This window comes from Janthinobacterium sp. MP5059B, assembly GCF_001758645.1.
Lineage (GTDB): Bacteria > Pseudomonadota > Gammaproteobacteria > Burkholderiales > Burkholderiaceae_D > Janthinobacterium > Janthinobacterium lividum.
In genome coordinates, this window is sequence record NZ_LRHX01000002.1 from 125,871 (window position 1) to 150,992 (window position 25,122).

A 25,122-nucleotide genomic window follows, 5' to 3' on the forward strand; every position below is an offset into this window, starting at 1 on the left:
TCGCCGTGCTTTACCAGCTGGCAGGGTGTTACTCAGCCGCAGGCCTGAAGACACACTTTATTGGCGCGGACGCATGAAGGAACACTGAACTCCATGACACAGGCATCGAGCGCCATATAGCACTCGGACTGGCATTCGGAAATATCGGCGGTACTACTGGCCATCGCATACGAGGCGCTCACGCCCATGGCAAACAAAAAGAAACCCAGTTTTTTAAACATTGGTACTCCTTTGTGGAAATGTCAGACGATGAGCAACATCCATGGCGCGCCGTCCCTTACGCGTCATCCATAAGTGCCTCCGCGCGTCAGTTATGCGGCGGACGCAGGCATTCCTTCTGGCAAGCCTGATAATTTTCCATGCAGGCCGGCTGGCCGAATTCCACGCAATCGAGCAGGTTGCGTTCGCAGACAAAGGTGCAGTCAGGGCCACCGGCATGGACACTGAAGGACAGCGCAGCGCCGGCGGCAAACAGGAAAGCGGCAATCTTTTTGAACATGGTGAGCCTTTCAAGTTGACAAGTTGAAACGTCAGATTTTCTTCAGCGCCGCTTCCAGCGCGCCAGTATTGAAACCCTGGATCTTGCGGTTGCCGATCAAGACCACGGGTACGCCGCCGCCGCCGAGTTCTTCATGGGCTTTTCTCGCTTCCGGTGATTTCTCGATATCGAGATCGACGAATTCGATCTTGTTTTCCTTGAAATACGCGCGCGTCTTGGCGCAATAGCCGCACCAATCCGTACCGTACAACACCACCTTCGCCTGGGCATTCGGGAAATACGCGGCGTAATTACCCTCGGTGTAATTCGGCTTGAGCAAACCGGGTAACAAGGACAGGCCATAACCGCTGCCCAGGCCGGCGGCCAGGATCAAGCCATACATGGCGATGGTTTTAATTTTTTTCTGCATCATAAGTATTGTCAGAGGCGTCAATGATCGAGGGCGGCCGGCCTAGCGTGCGCTTGCCGGCCGCCTCGCAATGCAACATGGATATCAGGCGCCGATTTGGCAGACTTTCAGGCAGGCTTTGTAACTGCCTATGCAAAAGGGGGATCTGTCGCCATTCATCATCGTGCATTCCCGCAATTCCTCTTCGCAGCTGGAGCAGCCGATATCCGAAGCAATGGCATAGGAAGCACTCAATCCCACGGTAAAAATAAATGCGGCAATCTTTTTCATTTACTACTCTCCATGTGAGCTATTGCACCAGGCAATCGCGTCAGATCAGTCGTAAGAAATTTCATCTTTGCTTGCTACAAAATCGAATATAGACCGCACTTATTTTAGAGTCAACGTTTCCTTTCGATAAATTTCCAGTTTGGAAAATATATCGGGTCAGCCCATGAAATGTGGAATTTGGAGAGATTGGGAGGCGCCAAACGTCTATACAATATTGGCGCCGCAATCAGTAAAGGCCGGTTGCGGGCGCAGCCGGCCGAGCGGCTACACGACGCCGAAAAAACGCGTCAGCACGATGGCGTCACCGCGCGCCGCCAGCCAGCGCCTGCACATGCTCGCGCAGCAAGCCGCGCAGCAGCTGCACCTGGGCCACGGCATCGGCCTGCAGGGCTGTCAATCCCTCGGCAATGCAGGGACCAGGCGCGCCGGCATCGGCTTCACCACGCAGCAAGGCATCGATTTCCCCGCTGACGGCAGCAATCCACCGTTGCAATTCGGGCGGCGCCGGCTCGGCCTGGGGACTCAGACTGATGCGCGCCGTGCTGCCCGCCACGCGGCGCAGCAGCGGCAGGGTGCGCAGCGCAGCCAGACCCACGCCGCTGCTGCGGTCCAGGCGGCGCTCGATGCGCAAGCGCTGCAAGACCTGTTCCGCGTTATTGCTGGCCAGTCCCGCCTCGCGGCGCAGGCGCGCGATGGCGCTATCCCAGCGTCCACCTGCCGCCAGCACGGCCAGCAGGTATTTCAGGTTGGCCGACACGGCTTTCGCCAGGCGCTGGTCCAGGTCGTCCGCCTCGCGGTCCGGCCACAGGAAAAACGTGGCCAGCAGGGCCAGCACGCAGCCCAGCACATTGTTGCCCAGGCGGCTCATCGCATACACCATCTCGCTGGCGGGCGCCGCATAATCGGCCACCAGCACGAAGGCCGGCGTCATGAACAGCACGTGCAGGCTGTAGCTGACACGGCGCAAGGCCATGGTGGCGACGATCAGGGGAAACACCACCAGCGAAATACCGAGCGGCGTGTAAATGACCAGGCCGATCAGCACGGCCAGCACGGCGCCCAGCACGCTGCCCGCGACCCGCTCGATGCCGCGCGGCCACGTGGTCGACACGGACGGCTGCAGTATCAGCAAGGTCGCCATGGTGGCCCAGTAGCCGAAGGGAATATGCAAGGCCTCGACCAGCAGGAAGCCGGCCGTCGTCGCCAGCGACACGCGCGCCGCATGACGCCAGCTCAGCGACTGCGGCGTGGCGTTGACTTTTGCCGTCTGCCACGCCTGCCCCAGCGCCAGGAAGGCCGCCTCGCGCCACGGCAGCTGCGCCGCGCGCGGCAAGCCCAGCTCCATGAAGTCCACGTTCAGGCGCAGCGGCAGCAAGGCGCCCAGCGCCGCTTCCAGGCGCCGTCCGCAGCCGGCCAGGCGGCGCTGCAAGGCCAGCGGCGGCGTTTCCGGCTGGCGCTGCACGGCTTGCCCCAGGCGGCGCAGCAGCACGGCCATCACTTCCAGGCTGCGCCGCGCGCGCGGGTCCTGGCGCAGGCGCTGCTGCTCGCGCTCGCACGTATGCGTGACGGCGATCAGATAGGCGAAGATGCGCTCGGCGTCGCTGAGCGCCAGCAGCAGGTTGTCGTACAGGGCGCTGCGGCCCGCGCGCGCGGGCGGCACGGCGGCCAGCGCCACCCGCGCCGCTTCCAGCGCGGCGCGCGCCTGCGAACGGTAGCTGGCGCCATGCGCTGCCGCGTCCGCCTGCGCGGCATCATGTGCGAGAAAGCGCGCATTGTCGCGCGCGATGCCGGCCAGGCGCGAATACGCGGCGCGGATGGCGCGCCTGGCAGGGCTGAACGGGTGGATGCGCCAGATGGTAAAACTGAGCACGGTGGCGAACAGGCAGCCTAACATGTACAGGCCCAGGAAAGGCGCCGTCTGCGTCATCGATTCCAGCGGATGCGTGACCATCACCACGCACGCCGTGGCGGCCAGGATGGCCACCTGCGCCGTGGCCGCGCCCCAGATGCGCGCCAGCGCGCCGGCCCAGGAAAACAGCAGCACGGCGATGGCCGCCGCCGCCACGCCATGGCCGGCCGCCAGCGCCGTCAGGCCGCCGGCCACGGTCGACAGCAAGCCGAAGCCCACCATCGAGACGAAGCGCATGCGCCGCGTGCCCGCCGCGTCTGCCAGGCAAGTCCAGAAGGCGCCGATGGCGGCCCAGGAAAAATCCGGGTGGTCGAACAGCAGGCCCAGCAGCAGCATGGCGCTCGAAGCGCAGGCGGCCCGCAAGCCCTCGGACAGGTTCGTTTCGTCGATGGCCAGGCTGACCATCCACAGGGGGCGGCGCTGCGCCAGGGTATCGGTATAGGCGTGCATGCCCGTCAGCCAGCGGCTGGCCAGCGCGCGCGAACGGCGGTGAAGTTTCCTGAAATGCAAGATCGGCTTTGAAAGGTATCAAAGCGTCATCGTAGCATTCCCAAGCGAAAAATGTTGCAGTGCAGCGTAAATGCACTGCAGACGAAAAAAAAGCGACACCGTGATGTCGCTTTTCCGTATGCAAGCCAGCTTAGCTGACAGCTGCCAGGCGCGGCGGCTGCGTGCCGCCAAAGCGCTGCTCGATCGACGCGGCGATGCCGGTGGCGTCCAGGCCCACGCTTTTCAGCAGTTGCACGGGGTCGCCATGGTCGATGAAGGTGTCGGGCAAGCCCAGCATCAGGATCGGCTTGACGATGCCTTCCGCTGCCAGGGCCTCGGCCACGGCCGAGCCGGCGCCGCCCATGATGCAGCCCTCTTCCACCGTCACCAGGTAATCGTGGTCGGCGGCCAGCTGTTTCACCAGTGCCACGTCGAGCGGCTTGACGAAGCGCATGTTCGCCACCGTCGCGTCGAGCTTCTCGCCCGCCGCCACGCTAGGCGCCACCATGGAACCGAAGGCCAGGATGGCGATGCGCTTGCCCTGGCGCTTGAGCTCGCCCTTGCCGATTTCAATGCTCGTCAGTTCCGGCACGATGGCCACGCCGGCGCCGGCGCCGCGCGGATAGCGGATCGCGGCCGGGCCCGGATAATGGTAGCCCGTCGTCAGCATTTGCCGGCATTCGTTTTCGTCGGACGCGGCCATGATGACCATGTTCGGGATGCAGCGCAGGAAGGCCATATCGTAATTTCCCGCGTGCGTGGCGCCATCGGCGCCCACCAGGCCGGCGCGGTCCAGCGCGAACGTCACGTCCAGGTTTTGCAGGGCCACGTCGTGGATCAGCTGGTCGTAGGCGCGCTGCAGGAAGGTCGAATAGATGGCCACGACGGGTTTGAGGCCTTCGCAGGCCAGGCCCGCGCCAAACGTCACGGAATGCTGCTCGGCAATGCCGACGTCAAAGTAACGGTTCGGATATTGCTGTTCGAACTTGACCATGCCCGAGCCTTCGCGCATGGCTGGCGTGATGCCCACCAGGCGCTTGTCGTGGCCGGCCATGTCGCACAGCCAGTTGCCGAACACTTCCGTGTACGTCATCTTGCCCGGCGCCGTGGCCGGCTTGATGCCTTCCAGCGGATTGAACTTCGGCGTGCCGTGATACAGGATCGGCTCCGCCTCGGCCAGCTTGTAGCCTTGCCCCTTCTTGGTGACCACGTGCAGGAATTGCGGGCCCTTCAATTGCTTGATATTTTGCAAGGTCGGGATCAGCGAATCGAGGTCGTGGCCGTCGATGGGACCGATATAGTTAAAACCGAACTCTTCGAACATGGTGGCGGGCACGACCATGCCTTTGGCATGCTCTTCAAAGCGCTTCGCCAGTTCCAGCACAGGGCCGGGCAAGACGGACTTGCCGACATTTTTCGCTGCCGCGTAGAACTGGCCCGACATCAGGCGCGCCAGGTGGCGGTTCAGGGCGCCCACGGGCGGCGAGATCGACATGTCGTTGTCGTTCAGGATCACCAGCAAGTTGACGTCTTCCTGCACGCCAGCATTGTTCATCGCCTCGAAGGCCATGCCGGCCGTCATCGAGCCGTCGCCGATCACGGCGATCGCATGCAGCGGGTCGCCCTTGATCTTGGCGGCCTGCGCCATGCCCAGCGCGGCCGAGATCGACGTCGACGAGTGCGCCGTGCCGAAGGTGTCGTATTCGCTTTCGTCGCGCTTCGGGAAGCCGGAAATGCCATCCTTCTGGCGCAGGGTATGCATGCGCTCGCGGCGGCCCGTGAGGATCTTGTGCGAATAGGTCTGGTGGCCCACGTCCCACACGATGCGGTCGTGCGGCGTGTTGAACACGTAATGCAGCGCGACAGTCAGCTCGACCGTGCCCAGGTTGGACGACAAGTGGCCACCCGTCTTGGAAACGGAGTCGAGCAGGAAGCTGCGCAGTTCCTGGGCCAGCGGCACCAGTTGCGAGCGGGCCAGCTTGCGCACTTGCGCTGGTTCATTGATGGTTTCTAACAGTTTCATTTATGCCTTCCGCTGCACGACCAGGTCCGCCAGCTCGCGCAAACGGCGTGCCTTGTCCCCGAATGGCGCCAGCGCCGCATGGGCGTCGCACCGCAATTGTTCTGCCAGGGCTCGCGATGGTTCCAGCCCCAGTATCGATACGTAAGTGGGCTTGTTGGCGGCCGCATCCTTGCCTGCCGTCTTGCCCAGGGTGGCCGAATCAGCCGTTGCGTCGAGCACATCGTCGACCACCTGGAACGCCAGTCCGACGGCGCGCGCATACGCGTCCAGCGCCGTCATCTCGTCCGCCGTCAAGTCCTTGCCGGCCAGCGCGCCGAGAATCACGGCCGCGCGCAGCAAGGCGCCCGTTTTCAGTTGATGCATCTGTTCCAGCTGCGGCAAGGTCAAGGCCAGGCCGACGCTGTCGAGGTCGATCGCCTGGCCGCCGCACATGCCGGCCGAACCGGAGGCGTGCGCCAGCAGCTTGATCATCGCCATTTGCCGCGCCGGAGGAATGGCAGCGCCATCGGCCAGCAGCATGAACGCTTGCGATTGCAGCGCGTCGCCGACCAGCAGGGCCGTCGCTTCATCGTAGGCGATGTGCACGGTGGGCTTGCCACGGCGCAAGGCATCGTCATCCATGCACGGCATGTCGTCATGCACGAGCGAATACACGTGAATCATTTCCAGCGCGCAAGCAGCACGGGCGAGGGTATCTCGATTGGCATCAAACAGTTCGCCAGCCGCCATCACCAGCAACGGACGCACGCGCTTGCCGCCGCCCAGCAGCGCATAGCGCATGGCAGCGTGCAGCTTGTGCGGCACGGTATCGGCCGCCGGCAGGAACTGGTCGAGCCGGGCTTCCACGCCGGACTGGGTGGCTTGCATCCAGTCGCCGAAGGTCACGCCATCTTGTTGCATGCTGGCCATCATTGGGCGGCCTCGCCGGCATCCACGAACGGTTTCAACATGTCGCCTTCGAGTACTTTCACCTGCGCTTCGACGCTGTCGAGCTGGCTTGCGCAATACTTGACCAGTTCCGAGCCGCGCTGATACGCCGCGACCGATGCTTCCAGCGGCAACTGGCCCGCTTCCATTTGCGTTACCAGCTGCGCCAGTTCCGCCATTGCCTCTTCAAACGAGGCCGGCGCTGCGGCAGCGGCAGTTAATTTCTTCGACATAGACTCAGATCTCTTCGTGGCACGAGGGGCTTGTAGGGAGACGCCGGGGATTCCCGGCCAGCATAGAAGCGTTATTTTAGAACAAACCACACTATTAAGTGAAAACTAAAGCGCAATCGGCGCGCTCAAAGTCAATAGCGTTGCCAGCTTGTCAGTGAATTTTAGCCGAATCCCCCCTCTCTGCCGAAAATTGCGCGCCAAATGACAATGTTTCTCATTAATAGGCTATTTCGCGGGGGAGTTTGATAATGCCGAGGCCGATCCGCGCTATAATCGCCGGTTCTGTCCGAAATACCGTTTCAACAAATTTGAATTCAGGTCTTTGCGGATTCTTTCTCTCTGTAGCGGTTGCCCAGGGAATGGCCTGGGGCACTGCTGACCGTTGTACATTTATGGGGGGTTGGGATGTCCGATCTGGCTACTCACGCCAAGCTGGCGCGTTCAAACGCGCAACTTCCGGTCCACGTCTATTTTGACGAAACGCTGTTGCAGCGTGAAATGCAGCAATTGTTCCAAGCCGGCCCGCGCTATGTCGGGCATGAGCTGATGGTGCCGGAAACCGGCGATTTTGCGACCCTGGCGTCTGAGAGCGAAGGGCGCATGCTCGTGCGCAACGCCAATGGCATCGAAGTGCTGTCCAACGTGTGCCGTCACCGGCAGGCGCTGATGTTCAATGGCCGCGGCAATGCGAATCATATCGTCTGCCCGCTGCACCGCTGGACCTACGACCTCAAGGGTGAATTGATCGGCGCGCCGCATTTCCCCGAGACGCCGTGCCTGAACCTGTCGAAAACGCCGCTGCAAAGCTGGAATGGCTTGCTGTTCGAGCAAAATGGCTACAACGTGATGGAAAAATTGAAAGATTTGTCCGTCTCGAAAGACCTCGATTTTTCCGGCTATATGTTCGACCACGTGGAAATCCACGAGTGCGATTACAACTGGAAGACCTTCATCGAAGTCTATCTGGAAGACTATCACGTGGAACCGTTCCACCCGGGCCTGGGCAGCTTCGTCAGCTGCGACGACCTGCGCTGGGAATTCGGCAAGGATTACAGCGTGCAAACGGTGGGCGTGCACCGCGGCTTGCAGCAAGCCGGCTCGCCTGCCTACAAGAAATGGCAGGAGCAGGTGCTGCAATTCCGCGGCGGCGAAGCGCCGCCGTATGGCGCCATCTGGCTGACCCTGTATCCGAACATCATGGTCGAATGGTATCCGCACGTGCTGGTCGTCTCGACCCTGTGGCCCGACGGCCCGCAAAAGACGCGCAACGTGGTGGAGTTTTATTACCCGGAAGAAATTGTGTTGTTCGAGCGCGACTTCGTCGAAGCGGAACGGGCGGCCTACATGGAAACCTGTGTCGAGGACGATGAAATCGCCCAACGCATGGACGCGGGCCGCAAGGCCCTGATGGCGCGCGGCGTCAGCGAAGTGGGTCCTTACCAGTCGCCGATGGAAGACGGCATGCAGCATTTCCACGAGTGGTACCGCAACAATATCGAACTGTAGTCCCTCAAGGGCCGCCTCGTGCGGCCTTTTTTTATCCCCGCGTTTTTCAGGAATCAGATGCAATCTCTTTGGATGCTGTTTGCAAGTTTCATGTTCGCCATCATGGGCGTGTGCGTCAAGCTGGCGTCGGATATGTATTCGACGTCCGAAATCGTCATGTACCGCGGCATCATCGGCATGACCGTCATGAGCTGCACCATCCTCTATCAGGGCGGCAGCTTTAAAACCACGATGCCGGGCCAGCATCTGTGGCGCGGCGTGGTGGGCGTGATCGCCCTGTGGCTGTGGTTTTATGCCATCGCCATCCTGCCGCTGGCCACCGCCATGACCCTGAACTATATGGCGCCCATCTGGATCGCCGTGATCCTGCTGGCCGGCGGCTGGTGGAAGGCAACGAAGCAAGTCGAGTGGCCGCTGGTGGCGGCCATTGCCATGAGCTTTGTCGGCGTGACCCTGCTGCTGCAGCCCGTGTTCGAGACGGACCAGGCGGCTGGCGCCATCACGGCCTTGATTTCCGGCATGCTGTCGGCCCTCGCCTACCTGCAGGTGCGCAAACTGGGCCTGCTGGGCGAACCCGAATACCGGGTCGTGTTTTATTTCTCGGTCGTCAATTTCCTCGCCGGCGTGATCGGCCACGTGGCCAGCGCCGGCGGCGGCCCCGTCGTCTGGCACGCGCACACGAGCGGCTACGGCATCGGCTTGCTGGCCGCCATCGGCCTGTGCGCCACCATGGCGCAGATGGCCATGACGCGCGCCTATCGCCTGGGCAAGACCCTCGTGGTTGCAAACCTGCAATACACGGGCATCGTCTTTTCCAGCTTCTGGGGCGTGGTGATCTTTGGCGACCTGTTCGACTGGCATGGCTGGGCCGGCATCGGCATCATTCTCGCTTCCGGCATCGCGGCAACCTATTACAATACCCGCAACACGGCCCGTGGCGCGGCGATCGCGCGCACGGATCCCATCGCCAGCGAAGTGTAAGGAGTCATGACCTTGTATACGACCTTGATCAACAGCAATGATTTGTCCAGCCACCTGAATGACAGCAACTGGGTCATCCTCGATTGCCGCCACGACTTGCTCAACCCGAGGGCCGGCAGCGACGCGTTTGCCGCCGGCCACATCCAGAACGCCCAGTTCGCCGATATCGACACGGCCCTGTCCGGCCCCAAGACGGCACGCGGCGCGGACTTTACCGGACGCCATCCGCTGCCCGACCGCAACGCCCTGCTGGCCACCCTGCGCAGCTGGGGCATCAATGACGACACGCAAGTGGTCGCCTATGACGGGCAAGGCGGCATGTTCGCCGCCCGTTTGTGGTGGCTGCTGCGCTGGGTTGGCCATCCAGCCGTGGCCGTGCTCGACGGTGGCCTGGCCGGCTGGCAGGCGCAAGGCTTGCCGCTGGTCACGCCGGTGGCGCCCCGCCCTATTGGCAATCTGACGGAAAAAGCCAGCCTGACGCGCATGGTCAGCGTGCAGGACGTCGTTGCCAACCTGGAAACCCAGGCGTTGACGGTGATCGACGCGCGCGCGCCCGACCGTTATCGCGGCGAAAACGAAACCATCGACCCCGTGGGCGGCCATATCCCCGGCGCGAAAAACCGTTTCTTCAAGGACAATCTGCAAGCGGACGGCCGTTTCAAGGGCGCCGAGGAGCTACGACGCGATTTCAGCGCATTGTTTGATGCACCGCAAGCGGCCATCCTGCAATGCGGTTCCGGCGTGACGGCTTGCCACAACTTGCTGGCAATGGAAGTGGCGGGTTTGCCTGGCGCGGCCCTGTATCCGGGCTCGTGGAGCGAATGGTGCGCCGATCCGGCGCGGCCCGTAGCGACGGGGAGTTAAAAAAATGGCGGACCAGCTGGTCCGCCATTTCACCTGTGGATAACTACGACGTTATCCCCAGCGCTTGATTCAAGCGCTCCAGTTCCGCCAGCCACGCCTGCTGGCTGGCCGGCTTCTGGTGGCGCGGCTTCCTTGCCAGGTCTTCCGCCAGCAATTGCTCCAGTTCGCACAAGCGCTCCAGTTGCACGTCGATGTCCGTCAGTACCGCAGACGCATGCTCCACGCGCGGCGCAGGCGTCGACGCCTGCCCATCTTCCGCACTCAGCCGTGCATACGCGCTGGCCGCGTCAAGCCACTCTTCCAGCCCGCCATCGGCCACCACCCAAAACCGGTTGCAGGCCGTCTCGATCAGGTCGCGGTCGTGCGACACCAGCAGGCAGCCACCCGCAAAGCTGAGCAGCGCTTGCCCCAGTTCCGCCTTGCCCTGCATGTCCAGGTGATTGCTGGGCTCGTCCAGCAGCAGCAAGTGGTAGCTGGCCAGCGACAGCCCCAGGAACAGCAGCCGCGCCCGCTCGCCGCCGCTCAGGGTGGCCACCGTCTGGCCATGGCGCGCATACGGGAAACCGGCCGCGATCAACGCCTGCTTGCGCGCCACCTGGCTGCGCGCAGCCTCGTTTTGCACGGCAAACGGGTACAGGGCGTCGGACAGGTCGGCCGTATCGGCCAGTTGCTTGAGCGACTGGTCGTAATAGCCGATGTTCGCCGCCTTGTGATAGCGCAAGTCGCTGCGCTCCTCCTGTGCCTGGATCGCTTGCCAGCACAGGCGCAGCAGCGACGACTTGCCGCTGCCGTTGGCGCCCAGCAAGGCGACCCGGTCGCCCGGTTTCAGCCACAGCTGGCCGACCTGGAACAGCACGGGAGACGCAGGCACGGCGCGCACATCCAGCCCGTCGAGCGCCAGCAGCTGGTCGGCCGCCAGCGCCTTGCCGCGCAGACTCAAGCGCCAGGGCGCGCCGTCGCTGACGAACGATTGCACATCCTTCAGCTTGTCGATGCGCCGCTGCATGGTCTTGGCCTTGCGCGCCAGGTCTTCATTGTCATAGGTGCGGCCCCACAAGGCCAGGCGGGCGCTGCTGGCCGACAGGCGGTCGATTTCTTTCTGTTCGGCCGCATGCCGGGCGGCAGCGGCTACGTCCGCCTCGGCCAGCGCCGCCAGCGCGGGGCCGCACGGCAAATCGAAATCGTACAGGCGGCTATCGCGCAAGATCCAGCTGCGCGTGGCCACGTTGTCGAGCAGGCGCTGGTCGTGCGAGACGAGGATGAAGGCGCCGCGCCAGGCCAGCAGGAATTGCTCCAGCCACAGCAGCGACGGCAAGTCCAGGTGATTGCTCGGTTCGTCGAGCAGCAGCACGTTCGGCTCCTGCAGCAGGGCACGCCCCAGCAATAGTCTCGTGTGCTGGCCGCCGGACAGCGAATGCACGGGTACTTGCGCCGTTTCTTGGTCAAAACCCAGTTCGGCCAGCAGGCTGTCGACCCGCCAATGCAATTCCGGCTGCTCCAGCACGGGCGCCAGCAAGGCATCGTACAGGCTCAGCTTGGCAAGTTCTGGCGGCAAGTGCTGCTCCACGTGCTGCAAGCGGCAGGCACGAGCATAGTGGATGGTGCCGGCAGTGGCTTCTCGCGTGCCGCTGAGCAATCCCAGCAAGGTGGATTTGCCGCAGCCATTGTGGCCGATCAGGCCGATGCGGTCGCCCTGGCGCAAGGTAAAGGCGAGTTCGTTGAAGAGGAAACCGTCGTGGGTATCCAGTTGTAAAGCTTGTGTCGAGATAAGGGTAGTCATGGCTCTTGTCTTTGTTCGGGATGCAAGCATCCGCGTTAACAGGAGCGCTAACGACAACGGAGTACCAGGAAAGGACTCGTCTGAGAGGGTGACTTTGCTCTGGCCAGGTTATCGCAGCGCGATAGAACGTGGGCAAGAGCTGGCAAATGCGCTTAAAGAGCGTGCGCGCCACAAGGCGAGCAACAAGTTTTCTTCCATTATATTTTCCTCCTTTCTGTGCAAGTTAGTCAGAAAGGCAATATAGCATAGGTAGCACTGCGCCGGCAGCGCCAGGCATCAACCACCGTGACGCTTATGCGTCAGGAACAGCACGATGCACACGCCCAGTGCGATCAACAGCACTTGCGGAATGGTTTCGCGCAAGGTGGCGCGGCGCTGCATCTGCGGCATCAGGTCGCTCAAGGCAATATAGATGAAGCCGGATGAGGCGAACACGAGCACATAAGGAATCAGATTGCTGGCGCGGTCCAGGGTGAAATAGCCGAGCAAGCCGCCCGCCACCGCCATCAGGCTGCACAGCAGATTGAAGATATACGCGCGCAGGCGCGAGAAACCGGCATTGAGCAGCACGATGAAGTCGCCGATTTCCTGCGGGATTTCATGCGCGATGATGGCCAGGCCCGTCACCAGGCCCAGTTTCGGGTCGGCCAGGAAAGCGGCGGCGATCAGGATGCCGTCCGTAAAGTTGTGCATGCCGTCGCCCACTAAAATCATCCAGCCGGCCTTGCCCGCTTCGTGCTTGTCGTGGCCGTGCGCATGGTGGTGGCCATCTCCTTCGTGGTGGTGCGAATGGCGCAGGATGGCGAATTTTTCCAGCATGAAAAAGGCCAGCAAACCGGCCAGCAGGGTGGCGAACAGGCTGCGCGGGTCCGCCTGCGATTCGAACGCTTCGGGCAAGGCGTGCAGCAGGGACGTCGACAACATGATGCCGACGGACAAGCTGACCATGCGTTCGACCACTTTGGACAAGAATGCAAACGAAAAGATCGCCGCCGCGGTAATGCTGAACACGCCCGCGATCGTGGTCGCGAGCAAAATGGATATAAGGACGGGATCGATGATTTTCTTACCTCAAAATGGCGCCGGGTCACTGGCGCCCGCGATGCTGGCGTCTGGCCTGATGAATGCGTTGTTATCTATTGTTTAATTTTTTGCGCGTTTGGCGGCAGCGTCGCGCGATGAAGATGCAATTGTACTGCATTGGCGCGCACCGGGCATTTTACAGCCCGGTGCGGCTTTCGCGTCAATTTCTGGAAGATGCGGTATGTTTCTGTTGCAGATCACGCCACGCCGTGGCTTTTGAACCAGGCCAGGCAGCGCGCATAACCGTCTTTCGCATCGGCCGCCACATAGCTGGGGCGGTAGTCGGCATTGAAGGCGTGGCCCGCATCGGGATACACGACAAACTCGGATGGGTTGCCGCCCTTGACCAGCGCATCCTTCATCTTGCCGATCGATTCCTGGCTGATGCCCGTATCCTTGCCGCCATACAAGCCCAGTACGGGAACTTTCAAGTTGGCGGCGATATCGATGGGATTGCTCGGCTGCAAGGCAGTCGGTTCGCCGACGAGGCGGCCATACCAGGCCACGCCCGCCTTGACGGCCGGATTGTGCGCCGCGTACAGCCACGTGATGCGCCCGCCCCAGCAAAAGCCCGTGATGCCCAAACGGCTCGTATCGCCGCCATTCTGTTTGGCCCATGCCACCACCGCATCGAGGTCCGCCATCACTTGCGCGTCCGGCGTCTTGGCGATGATGCCTTTCATCAACTCCGGGATGCTGGCCACCTTGGTGGGATCGCCCTGGCGGACGAACAAATCGGGCGCCAGCGCCAGATAACCCTGCTTGGCGAAACGGCGCGCCATGTCGGCGATATGTTCATGCACGCCAAATATTTCCGAAATGACCAGTACCACGGGCAAACCTGTCTTGCCCTCCGGCTGCGCCGCGTACACGGGCACGGCCTGGCCATCGACCATCACCGACATGTGGCCCGTGACGAGCCCGGCGGAATCCGTCTTGATGACGTTTTGCGCCGCCACGGGCAAGACGGCCACGGCAAAGCCAGTGCCCAGCGCCACCTTCAGGAAACCACGCCGGCCATCCGGCCCGGACAAGCAGCTCTGGCCCAGCAAACTTTCACAATCGGTGATCATGTCGCTCATGCGTTTCTCCTGAAGGTATTACGTTTGGAAATGTCGGCTGACGCTGGGCTAAGCCGACCTACGGTCATTGCTCAAGTAAACATGTAGGTCGGCTTAGCGGGGCATGCCCTGCGTAAGCCGACGCAGCATCAATGCGCTTCGTCCCAGTTCCTGCCGACGCCCACCTCGGCCGTCAGCGGCACTTTCAGCGCGGCCACGCCCGCCATCAGTTCCGGCAGATTGCGCTTGACCAATTCGAGCTCGGCGTCCGGCACTTCCAGCACGAGTTCATCGTGCACTTGCATGATCATCTTCGTTTGCAAGTTGTCCGTTTCCAGCCAACCTTGCACGGCGATCATGGCCAGCTTGATCAGGTCGGCGGCCGTGCCCTGCATCGGCGCGTTGATCGCCGCCCGTTCCGCGCCCTGGCGGCGCGGGCCGTTCGGCGAATTGATTTCCGGCAGCCACAAACGGCGGCCGAACACGGTTTCCACGTAACCGCGCGCCTTTGCTTGCTGGCGCGTGTCTTCCATATACTGTTTCACGCCGGAGAAGCGGGCAAAGTAGCGGTCGATATAGCTTTGCGCGGCCGTGCGATCCACGCCCAGGTTACCGGCCAGGCCAAACGCGCTCATGCCGTAGATCAAACCGAAGTTGATGACCTTGGCGTAGCGGCGCTGTTCGCTCTGCACTTCCGCGGCCGGCACGCCAAAGATCTCGGCGGCCGTGGCGCGGTGAATGTCGATGCCGTCGGCAAACGCGCGCAGCATGGCTTCATCGCCCGAGATGTGCGCCATGATGCGCAATTCGATCTGCGAATAGTCGGCCGAGACGATGTGGCTGCCCGGCGGCGCAATGAAGGCTTCGCGGATGCGCCGGCCTTCCGCGCTGCGGATGGGGATATTCTGCAAGTTCGGGTCGTTCGATGCCAAACGCCCCGTCACGGCCACGGCTTGCGCATAGTTCGTATGCACCCTGCCCGTCGTGACGTTGATCATCTTCGGCAATTTATCCGTGTACGTCGACTTCAGCTTGGCCATGCCGCGGTATTCGAGCAGCACTTTGGGCAATGGATAATCCTCGGCCAGCTTCTGCAGCACTTCTTCATCCGTCGATGGCGCGCCCGTCGGGGTTTTCTTGACCACCGGCAGTTTCAATTTCTCAAAGAAAATCTCGCCGATCTGCTTGGGCGAACCCAGGTTGAATGGCTGCTCGGCCAGTTCATACGCCTTCTTTTCCAGTTCGAGAATTTTCACGGCCAGCTCGGCCGACTGGATGTTGAGCAGCTCATCATCGATCAGCACGCCGTTGCGCTCGATCTTTTGCAAGACCACGGCCGTCGGCATCTCGATCTTTTCATAGATGAAGGTCAGCTTGTCATCATTCGCCACGTTGCCCCACATGGCATTGTGCAAGCGCAAGGTGACGTCCGCATCCTCGGCCGCGTATTTCGCCGCCTGCTCCACCTCGACTTGATTGAACGTGATCTGCTTGGCGCCCTTGCCGCACACGTCCTCGAACGGGATCGTCGTGTAGTTCAGGTGGCGCAGGGCCAGGCTATCCATGTCGTGCTTCTTGTGCGATTCAAACACATACGATTCAAGCAGGGTATCGTGGGCGATGCCGCGCAACGTCACGCCGTGGTTGGCGAAGATGTGGCTGTCGTATTTCAGGTTCTGGCCCAGCTTGGGCTTGTTCGCATCTTCCAGCCATGGACGCAGTTTCGCCAGCACGTGTTCACGCGTTAATTGCTCGGGCGCGCCCGCGTAGTCGTGGGCCAGCGGGATGTAGCAGGCGGCGTGCTCGGCCACGGAGAGGGAAATGCCGACCATTTGCGCCGTCATCGGTTCCAGCGACGTGGTTTCCGTGTCGACGGCCGTCAGCGGGGCCGCATCGATCAGGGCGATCCACTTGTCCAGCTGCTCGTCCGTCAGCACGGTTTCATATTCGGCCTCGACTGCTGGCGCGGCATCGGCGAACATGTCGCCCGTCGTGTTGGCAGCAGCGGCACCGGCAGTTGCCGGTGCGCCAACAGGCGACATCGGCGGCGGCACCGCGCCCAGTTCGCGCAGCAGGGCCTTGAAGCCGTAGCGCTGGAAGAAGGCCAGCAGCGCTTCCTTGTCTTCGTGTTTCGCCACCAGCGAGTCGGCGATGGTCGTCATGTGTTCGGACAAGTCGCAATCGGTCTTGACGGTGATCAAGGCGCGCGCCTGCGGCAGCCATGGCAGGGCCGTGCGCAGGTTTTCACCCACGGCGCCGCCCACCTTGGCCGCGTTTTCCATCACGCCTTCCAGGCTGTCGTACAAGGTCAGCCATTTGACGGCCGTCTTCGGGCCGCATTTCGATACGCCCGGCACGTTGTCCACGGTATCGCCGATCAGCGACAGATAATCGATGATGCGGTTCGGCGGCACGCCGAATTTGACCAGCACGGCCGCTTCGTCGAGCTTTTCGTTGCTCATGGTATTGATCAGGGTCACCTGGCTGTTGACCAGCTGCGCCAGGTCCTTGTCGCCAGTCGACACCACCACGTTCATGCCGGCGGCAGCGGCCTGCACGGCCAGCGTGCCGATCACGTCGTCCGCTTCCACGCCGTCGACCATCAGGATGGGCCAGCCCATGGCGCGCACGGCTTCGTGGATCGGCTCGATCTGCAGGCGCAGGTCGTCCGGCATCGAGGCGCGCGTGGCCTTGTATTCGGGATACATGTCGTCACGGAACGTTTTACCTTTGGCATCGAACACGCAGGCGATGTAGGCGGCCGGGTAATCGGCGCGCAGGCGGCGCAGCATGTTGACCATGCCGTGCATGGCGCCCGTGGGATAGCCATCCGGGCTGCGCAGGTCGGGCAGCGCATGGAAGGCACGATAAAGGTAACTGGAACCGTCGACTAACAGCAGGGTGTTTTGCATAATGCCAATAAAATAAGGTGAGCCGCGCCAGCCGGGAAGAAACAGCGGCGGACGGGCGGAATATCGCACAATTATCGCAGAGTTTAGGGCCACGCCACCGGCCGCAACACGTGCCGTTCCTGGCGTTTTTATCACCCCGGCAGCCCCATGCGGGCGCGCGGGCGGCCGCTGCGGGCCATTTCGGCGCATTAATCAGCCGTATTAAGCAGCATTGCCTACCAGTTTGTTACAATGCCTTATAGATAAACTGACGGCATTACACCACTGCACGCGCTGCAGTCCCTCACATGGAAGCGAACCCATCATGATGCGTACATCGACACTCTGGACATTCCTCGCCCTGCCCCTGCTGGCATGTTCGGCCATCGCCAGCGCCCAGACGCCGGCCAAACCGAGCGACGCGCCGCCACAACTGGAACGCATCGAGGAAATGGGCGAAGCGCCCATCACCGTGGCACCGGCCGCGGCCAAGCAGCAGATTACCGAGAAACGCGAAGCGGGCGTGACGTCCGAAGTGAAAGTGACGAGCGGCGGCAGCACCTATTACATGAAGCCGGCCGCCGGCGGCGACCAGGCCCACAGCGGCGCCCTGCGCGGTCCGCAATGGAAAGTGCTGGAATTTGACCTGGGCAAAAAGAAACAGAAACAACGCGATGAAGAGGCCGCGGACGCGCCAGCGCCGCCCGCACCAGCGAAGTAAGCAGCCACTCTCTTCTGCCCTGCCCCGGCCACCTGCGGGGCAGCCGGCTTTTTTTGACCTTTTAGACCAATCCTCTCTTTCCCATGGCAGTTTTTACCGCGCTACACCTGGACGATATCGGCCAGTGGATCACGCAGTTTCCACTCGGCAAACCTCTGGCGCTCAAGGGCATCGCGTCCGGCATCGAAAACAGCAATTTCTTCCTGAGCACGGAGCGCGGCGAGTACGTGCTGACGATCTTTGAAAACCTCAGCTTCGAGCAATTGCCGTTTTATCTGCAACTGATGCGCCATTTGGCGGACCGGGGCGTACTGGTGCCGGCGCCGATCGCCAATGCGGACGGCGAACTGGTGACGGCCCTGCAAGGCAAGCCGGCCGCCATCGTCAGCAAACTCGACGGCAGCTCGCAGATGGCGCCGCAAGCCGTGCATTGCGCGGCCGTGGGAGCCATGCTGGCGAAGATGCACCTGGCGGCGCAGGACTTCCCCCTGCAACAGCCGAATCTGCGGGGACTGGACTGGTGGAACACCACCACGCCCCTCGTCCTGCACCACCTCGACGATGCCAAGGCGCACCTGTTGCGCGCGGAAATCCATTTCCAGGACGCCTTTGCTGCCTGCGATACGTATAAAGCCATCCCGCGCGGTCCCGTGCATGCCGACTTGTTCCGCAACAACGTCATGTTTGACGGCGAGCAACTGACAGGCTTTTTCGACTTTTACTTTGCCGGCTGCGACACCTGGCTGTTCGACGTGGCCGTCACCGTCAACGACTGGTGCGTGGACCTGGACACGGGCGTGCTCGACACGGTGCGAGTGCGCGCCCTACTCGACGCCTACCAGGCCGTGCGCCCGTTTACGCACGAAGAACAAACGGCATGGCAACCGATGCTGCGCGCCGCCGCGCTGCGCTTCTGGCTGTCGCGCCTGTACGATTATTACCAGCCGCGCGAAGCGGAAATGCTGACCCCGCACGATCCCACGCATTTCGAACGCATTCTGCGCGAACGTATCGCCACACCTGCTCCGGAACTGTTTTAAACATGGAAAAATTACCTGCAAGTACAGGTTGGCAATGGGTGAAACAAGGCTTCGCCCTGTTTCGCAAGCAACCTGGCGGCATGTCGATGCTGTTTCTCGGCTATATGTTCTGCATGCTGGCCGTCAGCATCGTGCCCGTGCTCGGCCAGATGCTGCCCGTCATCCTCGTGCCCGTCTTTTCCGTCGCCTTCGTGCAAGGCTGCCTGAACATCGACCAGGGCAAGCGCGTCTTGCCCAGTTTGCTGATCTCGGGCTTCCGCAAGCCCGCGTTTCCTTCCCTGTTCGGCCTGGGCGTGCTGTACATCCTGATGGCCATCGTGGCCATCGGCGCCTCGACTTTGGTGGACGACGGCTTGCTGTGGCAACTGGTCACCGGGCAATTGACGGAAGAAGCGGCGCGCACCGCCATCCCCGAATCGCGCCTGGGCCTCGGCATCCTGCTGGCCATCGTGCTGTACGTGCCGGCCGCCATGGCCTTCTGCTTTGCCGCACCGCTGATCTACTGGAAACAAACCGGGCTGGGCAAGGCGCTGTTCTTCAGCTTTTTCGCCGTCTGGCGTTCGCTGTCGGCCTTCATCGTCTTCGCCGCCACCTGGTTCGCCATCAGCGTCGTCACCAGCCAATTGCTGGCCGTCATCTTTGGCCGCACGCCGCTGATGATGCAGCTGATGATGCCGCTGTCGATGATCTTGACCATCATCATGCATTGCTCGTTCTACGCCGCCTACCGCCAGATCTTCGGCTTGCCCGTCGATGAGAGCAAGACGGTGTCGCTGGATAAGCCGAACGACTGATTGCTACGCCGCATAAGAAAAGGGCAGCCTGTGCAGGCTGCCCTTTTTTTTATTTGCCGAATGCCTTGCAATGCCACACACAGGTCGGATTAGCCGAAGGCGTCATCCGACACCATTGCTGGCCTCGCAGCGTCGGATTACGCGGCGTTCCGCCGCTAATCCGACCTACGTCCATTACCGCCCCAGGCGTTCCAGTTTCGCGATACCCAGGTCCAGCACCTTCATGCCGTGCTGTCCAAAATTGATTTGCGCGCGCGCATTGCCGCCACCGCCTTCGATATTGACGATCACGCCTTCGCCGAACTTGGCGTGCGCCACGGATTCGCCGATGCGCCAGCCGCCGCCCGTGGCTTTTTGCGCGATCTTTTGTGCAATCGCATTGTCCGAACCCAGGCTGGCCACCTTGGGCGCCTCGTCCCAGGCCGACTTGCGGTTGCCGAACCAGTTCGCCTGCACCTTCGGCGACAGCCATTTCAAGGATTCTTCCGGCAATTCGTCGAAGAAGCGCGACTTCATGTTGTAGCGCGTCTGGCCGTGCAGCATGCGCGTCTGCGAAAAGCTCATATATAAGCGCTTGCGCGCGCGCGTGATGGCCACGTACATCAGCCGGCGTTCCTCTTCCACGCCGTTGTCTTCCTTCGAGCTGCTTTCGTGCGGGAACAAGCCCTCTTCCAGGCCGGTAATGAACACGTTGTCGAATTCCAGACCCTTGGCCGAGTGCACGGTCATCATCTGCAGCGCATCCTGGCCCGCCTGCGCCTGGTTGTCGCCCGCTTCCAGCGACGCGTGCGACAGGAAGGCGGACAGCGGCGACATCACGGCCGGCAGCGGCGCGTCGGCATCGAGAATTTCGATGCCATCCTGGTTGACGACGGGTGCGCCCGATTGCGCCTGGGCGGCAGGGCCCAGGTGGGCCGGTGCGCCCTGGCCGAAACCTTCCTCGGAAATGAACTGGCTGGCCGCGCTGACCATCTGCTCCAAGTTCTCGATGCGGTCGGCGCCCTCTTTTTCATTTTGATAGTGTTGCAGCAAGGTACTCGCTTCCAGCACCACTCTGACCATTTCCGGCAAGGACAATTGCTGCGTTTCGAAACGCACGCCCTCGATCAGCTTGACGAAACCGGCCAGCACGCTGCCCGCCTTGCCCGCCACGTACGGCACGGATGCATACAGCGAAATGCCGTACTGTTCCGACGCGGCCTGCAATTGCTCGATCGAGCGCATGCCGATGCCGCGCGTGGGGAAATTGACCACGCGCAAGAAGGCCGAATCGTTGTGCGGATTGTCCATCAATTGCAAATAGGCAATCGCGTGCTTGACCTCGGCGCGCTGGAAATAGCGCTGGCCGCCATACACGTGATACGGAATCGCGGCCGAGAACAGCGCATGCTCGATCACGCGCGACTGCGCATTCGAGCGGTACAAGATGGCGATTTCGCTGCGCGAAGCGCCATCGGCGATCAGGCTTTTCGCCTCTTCGATGATCCACTGCGCTTCCTGCAGATCGGAACTGGCTTCATACACGCGCACCTGCTCGCCATGGCCCGCGTCCGTGCGCAGATTCTTGCCCAGGCGCTTGCTATTGTTCGCGATCAATACGTTGGCACTGTCGAGGATGTGGCCGTGCGAGCGGTAGTTCTGCTCCAGCTTGATCAAGTTCTTGACCTGGAACTCGTGCTCGAAGGCGCTCATGTTGCCCACGTTGGCGCCGCGGAACGCATAGATGCTCTGGTCATCGTCGCCGACGGCAAACAGGGCGCCGCCATCGCGGCTGCCGTGACCGGCCAGCAATTTGAGCCAGTTGTATTGCAGATTATTCGTATCCTGGAACTCGTCCACGAGGATATGGCGGAAACGGGCCTGGTAGTGTTCACGCAGAGGCTGGTTACGGCTCAGCAATTCATACGTGCGCAACAGCAATTCCGCGAAATCGACGACGCCTTCGCGCTGGCACTGGTCGTCGTACAGCTGATACAGCTCGACCATCTTGCGCTCGTGCGCGTCGTACGCTTCCACGTCCGTGGCGCGCAAACCCTGGTCCTTGGCATTGTTGATGAAATACATCACCGTCTTCGGCGGGAATTTTTCATCATCGATATTGTTTGCCTTCAACAAACGCTTGATCACCGACAATTGATCCTGGGAATCGAGGATCTGGAACGTCTGCGGCAAGGCCGCGTCCCGGTAGTGCGTGCGCAGCAAGCGGTTGCACAGGCCGTGGAAGGTGCCGATCCACATGCCGCGCGTGTTGATCGGCAGCATGGCCGACAGGCGCGTGAGCATTTCCTTGGCGGCTTTATTGGTAAACGTCACGGCCAGGATGCCGGGCGGCGATACCTGCTGGGTCTGGATCAGCCACGCGATGCGGGTGGTCAGCACGCGGGTCTTGCCCGAACCGGCGCCTGCCAGGATCAGCGCATGCTGCGCCGGCAAGGTGACGGCAGCCAATTGTTCGGGATTGAGGTTGTGAAGAAGATTTTGCATGCCGTGATTATACCGGCATGGCTAAAAATACTGTGCATTTGTCCAGCGGTCGCGCCGCATTCGCCGCGTGCGCGCTACAATCGGCATCACTGCACAGCTGACGAAAACATGCCCATGACACCTCCCAGCCACCTCGACGGCGCCCGCGTACTGGCCTGGGCCTGGTCCGGCCTGCCCTTCGGCCACGTCACCAATGAAGACGGCGCCGCCCCCATCGCCATCCACGGTCTAGCCGTGTGCCGCTACGGGGACGAGGCGCAAGTCTACCGTTTCAGCTGCGACGCGCACTGGGAAACGGTACAGGATGAGGTGTATGCCAGCGAGGACGACGCCAGGGAGCAGCTGCCGGCGCAATACCGCGCCGTGGCCGCCGTGTGGAACACACCGTGAGCTACGCCATCCGCGCAGCCACCGGTGCCGACCTGCCCCTGCTGGCCCAGGTCGAGCGCAGCGCCGCAGCCCTGTTTGCCCAGGCAGGCCCCGAACTGGCGTGGCTGGCGCAGGGAGAACCCTTGCCACTGAGCACCTTGCAGATGCTGCGGCAGCATGGCGGCGTATGGGTGGCCGCCGATGGCCAGGACCGGCCATCGGGTTTCCTGGCCGCCCAGCCGCTCGACGGCCAGTGGTTCATCGTGGAATTGTCCGTTGCCCTGCCGCATCAACGGCAGGGCCTGGGCGCACGATTGCTCGACGCGGCGGCGGCCCATGCACAGGCGCTGGGCTGCGCATGCCTGACACTGAGCACGTATCGCCACCTGCCATGGAACGCGCCCTACTATGCGCGCCACGGTTTCAGCGCAATCGAGGCTGCGGCGCTGGGCGCGGGTCACGCGCTCAAGCTGGCGCGCGAAGCGCAGGACGGGCACGATCCGGCGCTGCGCTGCCTGATGCGCAAGCCACTGGCCCGCTGATTCAGCACAACATTCAGCGCACCAGCTTTGCCTTGCCTTCGCTGAGCGCCTGGGCGATCACCTGGCGCGTGGTCTTGTCGGCGATCTTGACGACTTTTTCCTGCTGGCGGCCCAGGTCGTCCATTTGCTTGCCCAGCGCTTCCATCGGCTTGCTGCGCTGCTCCATCTGGCGCGACATCTGCTCCATTTTCTCGGCCTCGCGCTCGTGCACGTCGGCGATGCGGTCGTTGATCTCTTCCATTTCTTCCTGCGCATCTTCCATCTGCTGCTGCAGGCGTTCCACGTCGCGCTCGGCCGCGCGGCGCGCCGTGCCGCTCGTTGCCAGCGCCTGGCGGCGCGAGGCGTCGCCGAGCTTGCGGCCCAGCTCCTGCTGCTGGCGGCCCAGCGCGCGCAGCTGTTCCGACTCGCGCGCGCTGCCCTTTTCCAGGCTGCGGGCGCCCATCTTGCGGCCCATGTCACCCATGGCCTTGCCGTGCGCGCCCATTTGATCGCCAAGCGCGCTCATCTCCTTGCCCAGCTGTTTCGAGGGCAGCCATGCCGTACGCACCTTGCCCAGCAAGGCCGCATCCTGCAGCACATAGGCCTGCCCCTGGTCGCGGAACCACAGGAAGGGGCCCTTGATCGAGCGCTTGAGCTTTTCCACCTGCTGCGAATGAATATCGCTGTCGACAACGATGACGCCCTCGCCATCCCTCGTGCCATCGACCAGCGCATAGCTTTCGCCCTTGTCGAGCGAGCGGCTGACCTGCACGCTGGGCGCGGCTGGTGCGGCCGGCGGCGCGGGCGGTTGCGGCGGCTGCACGGCCAGCGCGCTGCCGCCAAGCAGGATACCGGCCAGGCTGAGGATCAAACGGTGGGAAGTGGACATGGCTGCCTCGTCGCAAAAGTAGTGGAGCGTTGACTGTAGCGGCAACCGAATCTGGCCTCCAGCGCGCTGCGACAGGCTGCAAAAAGACCTGACTGAATGGCAAACACCGGCGATGGATGGCATCCGGGCAAAAAAAACGGAGGCCGCAGCCTCCGCAAAAACGCCGTGGTACGGCGTATTTCAATTAAATTTCAATTAATTAATACAGCACGACGGAGCGGATCGATTCACCGCTCTTCATCAAGTCGAAACCTTGATTAATATCATCGAGCTTCAGCCTGTGTGTGATCAAATCATCGATATTGAGCTTGCCTTCCATATACCAGTCGACGATCTTCGGCACGTCCGTGCGGCCGCGCGCGCCGCCGAAGGCGGAACCTTTCCACACGCGTCCTGTCACCAGCTGGAATGGACGGGTGGAAATTTCCTGGCCGGCCGCCGCCACGCCAATGATGATGGACTGGCCCCAGCCCTTGTGGCAGCACTCGAGCGACTGGCGCATGGTGGTGGTGTTGCCGATGCATTCAAACGAATAGTCGGCGCCGCCGTCCGTCAGCTGCACGATGGTGTCGACAACGTTTTCCACCTCGTTGGCGTTGACGAAATGCGTCATGCCGAACTTGCGCGCGATGGCCTGGCGCGCCGGGTTGATGTCCACGCCGATGATCTTGTCGGCGCCAACCATCTTGGCCGCCTGGATCACGTTCAGGCCGATGCCGCCCAGGCCGAACACGACCACATTGGCGCCCGCTTCCACCTTGGCCGTAAACAACACGGCGCCCACGCCCGTCGTCACGCCGCAGCCGATGTAGCAGACTTTGTCGAATGGCGCATCTTCGCGGATCTTCGCCAGGGCGATTTCCGGCACGACGATGTAGTTCGAGAAGGTGGATGTGCCCATGTAATGGAAGATGGGCTTGCCGTCGATGGAAAAGCGCGAAGTCGCGTCCGGCATCAGGCCGCGGCCCTGGGTCGAGCGGATCGACTGGCACAGGTTGGTTTTTTGCGACAGGCAGAATTTGCACTGGCGGCATTCCGGCGTGTACAGGGGAATGACGTGGTCATCCTTCTTCAGGCTTTTCACGCCCGGGCCCACATCGACGACGATGCCGGCGCCTTCATGGCCAAGGATGGACGGGAAGATGCCTTCCGGATCGGCGCCCGACAGGGTGTAGTAATCGGTGTGGCAAATGCCGGTGGCCTTGATCTCGACCAGTACTTCGCCCTCGCGCGGGCCGGCCAGGTCGACTTCTTCGATCGTCAGCGGAGCGCCCGCCTTCCATGCAATCGCTGCTTTGGTTTTCATGTGTGTCCTGTCTATGGTTGAACCAGGCGCGCCAGCGCGCCGTATCGCCACATCATAACAAGGCAGGCGCCGA

Annotated in this window: 24 protein-coding genes; 9 read left to right on the forward strand and 15 right to left on the reverse strand. The window is 62.1% G+C overall.

Annotated features, from left to right (window positions below; all coding sequences use genetic code 11):
* Nucleotides 1-32: 32 nt before the first annotated feature.
* The 8 genes from JAB1_RS01245 to JAB1_RS01280 form a co-directional block, all read right to left on the reverse strand.
* Nucleotides 33-221, reverse strand: coding sequence for a hypothetical protein (locus JAB1_RS01245; protein ID WP_034749095.1), 189 nt, complete (start codon nucleotides 219-221; stop codon nucleotides 33-35).
* Nucleotides 222-307: 86 nt separating this feature from the next.
* Nucleotides 308-499 carry a hypothetical protein gene (locus JAB1_RS01250; protein ID WP_070278226.1) on the reverse strand — a complete coding sequence of 64 codons (192 nt, stop codon included), beginning with the start codon at nucleotides 497-499 and terminating at the stop codon, nucleotides 308-310.
* A 31-nt stretch (nucleotides 500-530) separates the two neighbouring features.
* A complete protein-coding gene (locus tag JAB1_RS01255; protein ID WP_034784825.1) occupies nucleotides 531-911 on the reverse strand; it encodes a glutaredoxin family protein in 381 nt (126 codons plus the stop codon).
* Nucleotides 912-992: 81 nt separating this feature from the next.
* Nucleotides 993-1,178, reverse strand: coding sequence for a hypothetical protein (locus JAB1_RS01260; RefSeq protein WP_034784824.1), 186 nt, complete (start codon nucleotides 1,176-1,178; stop codon nucleotides 993-995).
* A gap of 301 nt (nucleotides 1,179-1,479) precedes the next feature.
* Nucleotides 1,480-3,597: an FUSC family protein gene (locus JAB1_RS01265; protein WP_343215970.1), complete on the reverse strand. Its 2,118-nt coding sequence runs from the start codon at nucleotides 3,595-3,597 to the stop codon at nucleotides 1,480-1,482.
* Nucleotides 3,598-3,727: 130 nt separating this feature from the next.
* A complete protein-coding gene (gene dxs, locus JAB1_RS01270; RefSeq protein WP_070278228.1) occupies nucleotides 3,728-5,599 on the reverse strand; it encodes a 1-deoxy-D-xylulose-5-phosphate synthase in 1,872 nt (623 codons plus the stop codon).
* Entirely contained in the window at nucleotides 5,600-6,499 is a 900-nt protein-coding gene (locus JAB1_RS01275; RefSeq protein ID WP_070278367.1) for a polyprenyl synthetase family protein, read from the reverse strand.
* An 8-nt stretch (nucleotides 6,500-6,507) separates the two neighbouring features.
* Entirely contained in the window at nucleotides 6,508-6,759 is a 252-nt protein-coding gene (locus JAB1_RS01280; protein WP_034784821.1) for an exodeoxyribonuclease VII small subunit, read from the reverse strand.
* Between the two features lie 405 nt (nucleotides 6,760-7,164).
* On the opposite strand from JAB1_RS01280, the gene JAB1_RS01285 reads away from it, so the two are divergent.
* Genes JAB1_RS01285 through JAB1_RS01295 form a run of 3 tightly spaced genes read left to right on the forward strand, consistent with a single transcriptional unit; the run spans nucleotide 7,165 to nucleotide 10,110 of the window.
* A complete protein-coding gene (locus JAB1_RS01285; RefSeq protein ID WP_070278230.1) occupies nucleotides 7,165-8,265 on the forward strand; it encodes an aromatic ring-hydroxylating dioxygenase subunit alpha in 1,101 nt (366 codons plus the stop codon).
* 57 nt (nucleotides 8,266-8,322) lie between these two features.
* The gene (locus JAB1_RS01290) at nucleotides 8,323-9,246 is read left to right on the forward strand and encodes a DMT family transporter (RefSeq protein ID WP_035824654.1); all 924 of its coding nucleotides are present in this window, start codon (nucleotides 8,323-8,325) and stop codon (nucleotides 9,244-9,246) included.
* Between the two features lie 12 nt (nucleotides 9,247-9,258).
* Complete coding sequence (locus JAB1_RS01295; RefSeq protein WP_070278370.1) at nucleotides 9,259-10,110, forward strand: sulfurtransferase; 852 nt, start codon at nucleotides 9,259-9,261, stop codon at nucleotides 10,108-10,110.
* Between the two features lie 43 nt (nucleotides 10,111-10,153).
* On the opposite strand, the gene JAB1_RS01300 is transcribed toward JAB1_RS01295, so the two are convergent.
* Together JAB1_RS01300 and JAB1_RS01305 are read right to left on the reverse strand one after the other, a co-directional pair.
* Complete coding sequence (locus JAB1_RS01300; protein ID WP_070278232.1) at nucleotides 10,154-11,890, reverse strand: ABC-F family ATP-binding cassette domain-containing protein; 1,737 nt, start codon at nucleotides 11,888-11,890, stop codon at nucleotides 10,154-10,156.
* Nucleotides 11,891-12,166: 276 nt separating this feature from the next.
* A complete protein-coding gene (locus JAB1_RS01305; protein WP_052140365.1) occupies nucleotides 12,167-12,925 on the reverse strand; it encodes a ZIP family metal transporter in 759 nt (252 codons plus the stop codon).
* Here JAB1_RS01305 and JAB1_RS29795 point away from each other — a divergent pair.
* Complete coding sequence (locus JAB1_RS29795; protein WP_162483243.1) at nucleotides 12,837-13,037, forward strand: hypothetical protein; 201 nt, start codon at nucleotides 12,837-12,839, stop codon at nucleotides 13,035-13,037. The two genes, JAB1_RS01305 and JAB1_RS29795, sit on opposite strands and share 89 nt — an antisense overlap.
* A gap of 133 nt (nucleotides 13,038-13,170) precedes the next feature.
* Here JAB1_RS29795 and JAB1_RS01310 read toward each other — a convergent pair whose 3' ends face one another.
* Together JAB1_RS01310 and polA are read right to left on the reverse strand one after the other, a co-directional pair.
* Entirely contained in the window at nucleotides 13,171-14,055 is an 885-nt protein-coding gene (locus JAB1_RS01310; RefSeq protein ID WP_070278234.1) for a dienelactone hydrolase family protein, read from the reverse strand.
* Nucleotides 14,056-14,183: 128 nt separating this feature from the next.
* The gene (gene polA, locus JAB1_RS01315) at nucleotides 14,184-16,946 is read right to left on the reverse strand and encodes a DNA polymerase I (protein WP_070278236.1); all 2,763 of its coding nucleotides are present in this window, start codon (nucleotides 16,944-16,946) and stop codon (nucleotides 14,184-14,186) included.
* A 304-nt stretch (nucleotides 16,947-17,250) separates the two neighbouring features.
* Between polA and JAB1_RS01320 the strand changes: the two genes are divergently transcribed.
* The 3 genes from JAB1_RS01320 to JAB1_RS01330 all read left to right on the forward strand — a co-directional run bounded on the left by JAB1_RS01320 (nucleotide 17,251) and on the right by JAB1_RS01330 (nucleotide 19,480).
* Nucleotides 17,251-17,646, forward strand: a complete 396-nt coding sequence (locus JAB1_RS01320) for a hypothetical protein (protein ID WP_070278239.1) — start codon at nucleotides 17,251-17,253, stop codon at nucleotides 17,644-17,646.
* An 83-nt stretch (nucleotides 17,647-17,729) separates the two neighbouring features.
* A complete protein-coding gene (locus JAB1_RS01325; RefSeq protein WP_070278248.1) occupies nucleotides 17,730-18,686 on the forward strand; it encodes a homoserine kinase in 957 nt (318 codons plus the stop codon).
* Between the two features lie 2 nt (nucleotides 18,687-18,688).
* Complete coding sequence (locus JAB1_RS01330; protein WP_034784808.1) at nucleotides 18,689-19,480, forward strand: BPSS1780 family membrane protein; 792 nt, start codon at nucleotides 18,689-18,691, stop codon at nucleotides 19,478-19,480.
* Between the two features lie 174 nt (nucleotides 19,481-19,654).
* Here the strand turns inward: JAB1_RS01330 and JAB1_RS01335 are convergent, their stop codons facing one another.
* Nucleotides 19,655-21,964: a UvrD-helicase domain-containing protein gene (locus tag JAB1_RS01335; RefSeq protein WP_070278250.1), complete on the reverse strand. Its 2,310-nt coding sequence runs from the start codon at nucleotides 21,962-21,964 to the stop codon at nucleotides 19,655-19,657.
* Nucleotides 21,965-22,078: 114 nt separating this feature from the next.
* On the opposite strand from JAB1_RS01335, the gene JAB1_RS01340 reads away from it, so the two are divergent.
* On the forward strand, nucleotides 22,079-22,354 hold the full coding sequence (locus tag JAB1_RS01340) for a hypothetical protein (protein ID WP_070278252.1): 276 nt from the start codon (nucleotides 22,079-22,081) through the stop codon (nucleotides 22,352-22,354).
* Entirely contained in the window at nucleotides 22,351-22,875 is a 525-nt protein-coding gene (locus tag JAB1_RS01345; RefSeq protein ID WP_070278254.1) for a GNAT family N-acetyltransferase, read from the forward strand. Before JAB1_RS01340 ends, JAB1_RS01345 begins: the two co-directional genes overlap by 4 nt.
* A 13-nt stretch (nucleotides 22,876-22,888) precedes the next feature.
* Here JAB1_RS01345 and JAB1_RS29350 read toward each other — a convergent pair whose 3' ends face one another.
* Together JAB1_RS29350 and JAB1_RS01355 are read right to left on the reverse strand one after the other, a co-directional pair.
* Nucleotides 22,889-23,743 (reverse strand): hypothetical protein, encoded by an 855-nt coding sequence (locus JAB1_RS29350; RefSeq protein WP_139144406.1) that lies wholly within the window; start codon nucleotides 23,741-23,743, stop codon nucleotides 22,889-22,891.
* A gap of 199 nt (nucleotides 23,744-23,942) precedes the next feature.
* Nucleotides 23,943-25,049: an S-(hydroxymethyl)glutathione dehydrogenase/class III alcohol dehydrogenase gene (locus JAB1_RS01355; protein WP_034749160.1), complete on the reverse strand. Its 1,107-nt coding sequence runs from the start codon at nucleotides 25,047-25,049 to the stop codon at nucleotides 23,943-23,945.
* Between the last annotated feature and the right edge of the window lie 73 nt (nucleotides 25,050-25,122).

Coding starts and splice junctions, on each gene's coding strand:
- JAB1_RS01335 (WP_070278250.1), bottom strand. CDS start 21,964: ATGCAAAATCTTCTTCACAACCTCAATCCCGAACAATTGGCTGCCGTC.
- JAB1_RS01355 (WP_034749160.1), bottom strand. CDS start 25,049: ATGAAAACCAAAGCAGCGATTGCATGGAAGGCGGGCGCTCCGCTGACG.
- JAB1_RS01275 (WP_070278367.1), bottom strand. CDS start 6,499: ATGCAACAAGATGGCGTGACCTTCGGCGACTGGATGCAAGCCACCCAG.
- JAB1_RS01260 (WP_034784824.1), bottom strand. CDS start 1,178: ATGAAAAAGATTGCCGCATTTATTTTTACCGTGGGATTGAGTGCTTCC.
- JAB1_RS01285 (WP_070278230.1), top strand. CDS start 7,165: ATGTCCGATCTGGCTACTCACGCCAAGCTGGCGCGTTCAAACGCGCAA.
- JAB1_RS29795 (WP_162483243.1), top strand. CDS start 12,837: ATGCGTTCGACCACTTTGGACAAGAATGCAAACGAAAAGATCGCCGCC.
- JAB1_RS01340 (WP_070278252.1), top strand. CDS start 22,079: ATGACACCTCCCAGCCACCTCGACGGCGCCCGCGTACTGGCCTGGGCC.
- JAB1_RS29350 (WP_139144406.1), bottom strand. CDS start 23,743: ATGTCCACTTCCCACCGTTTGATCCTCAGCCTGGCCGGTATCCTGCTT.
- dxs (WP_070278228.1), bottom strand. CDS start 5,599: ATGAAACTGTTAGAAACCATCAATGAACCAGCGCAAGTGCGCAAGCTG.
- JAB1_RS01325 (WP_070278248.1), top strand. CDS start 17,730: ATGGCAGTTTTTACCGCGCTACACCTGGACGATATCGGCCAGTGGATC.
- JAB1_RS01245 (WP_034749095.1), bottom strand. CDS start 221: ATGTTTAAAAAACTGGGTTTCTTTTTGTTTGCCATGGGCGTGAGCGCC.
- JAB1_RS01300 (WP_070278232.1), bottom strand. CDS start 11,890: ATGACTACCCTTATCTCGACACAAGCTTTACAACTGGATACCCACGAC.
- polA (WP_070278236.1), bottom strand. CDS start 16,946: ATGCAAAACACCCTGCTGTTAGTCGACGGTTCCAGTTACCTTTATCGT.
- JAB1_RS01290 (WP_035824654.1), top strand. CDS start 8,323: ATGCAATCTCTTTGGATGCTGTTTGCAAGTTTCATGTTCGCCATCATG.
- JAB1_RS01310 (WP_070278234.1), bottom strand. CDS start 14,055: ATGAGCGACATGATCACCGATTGTGAAAGTTTGCTGGGCCAGAGCTGC.
- JAB1_RS01330 (WP_034784808.1), top strand. CDS start 18,689: ATGGAAAAATTACCTGCAAGTACAGGTTGGCAATGGGTGAAACAAGGC.
- JAB1_RS01255 (WP_034784825.1), bottom strand. CDS start 911: ATGATGCAGAAAAAAATTAAAACCATCGCCATGTATGGCTTGATCCTG.
- JAB1_RS01250 (WP_070278226.1), bottom strand. CDS start 499: ATGTTCAAAAAGATTGCCGCTTTCCTGTTTGCCGCCGGCGCTGCGCTG.
- JAB1_RS01320 (WP_070278239.1), top strand. CDS start 17,251: ATGATGCGTACATCGACACTCTGGACATTCCTCGCCCTGCCCCTGCTG.
- JAB1_RS01280 (WP_034784821.1), bottom strand. CDS start 6,759: ATGTCGAAGAAATTAACTGCCGCTGCCGCAGCGCCGGCCTCGTTTGAA.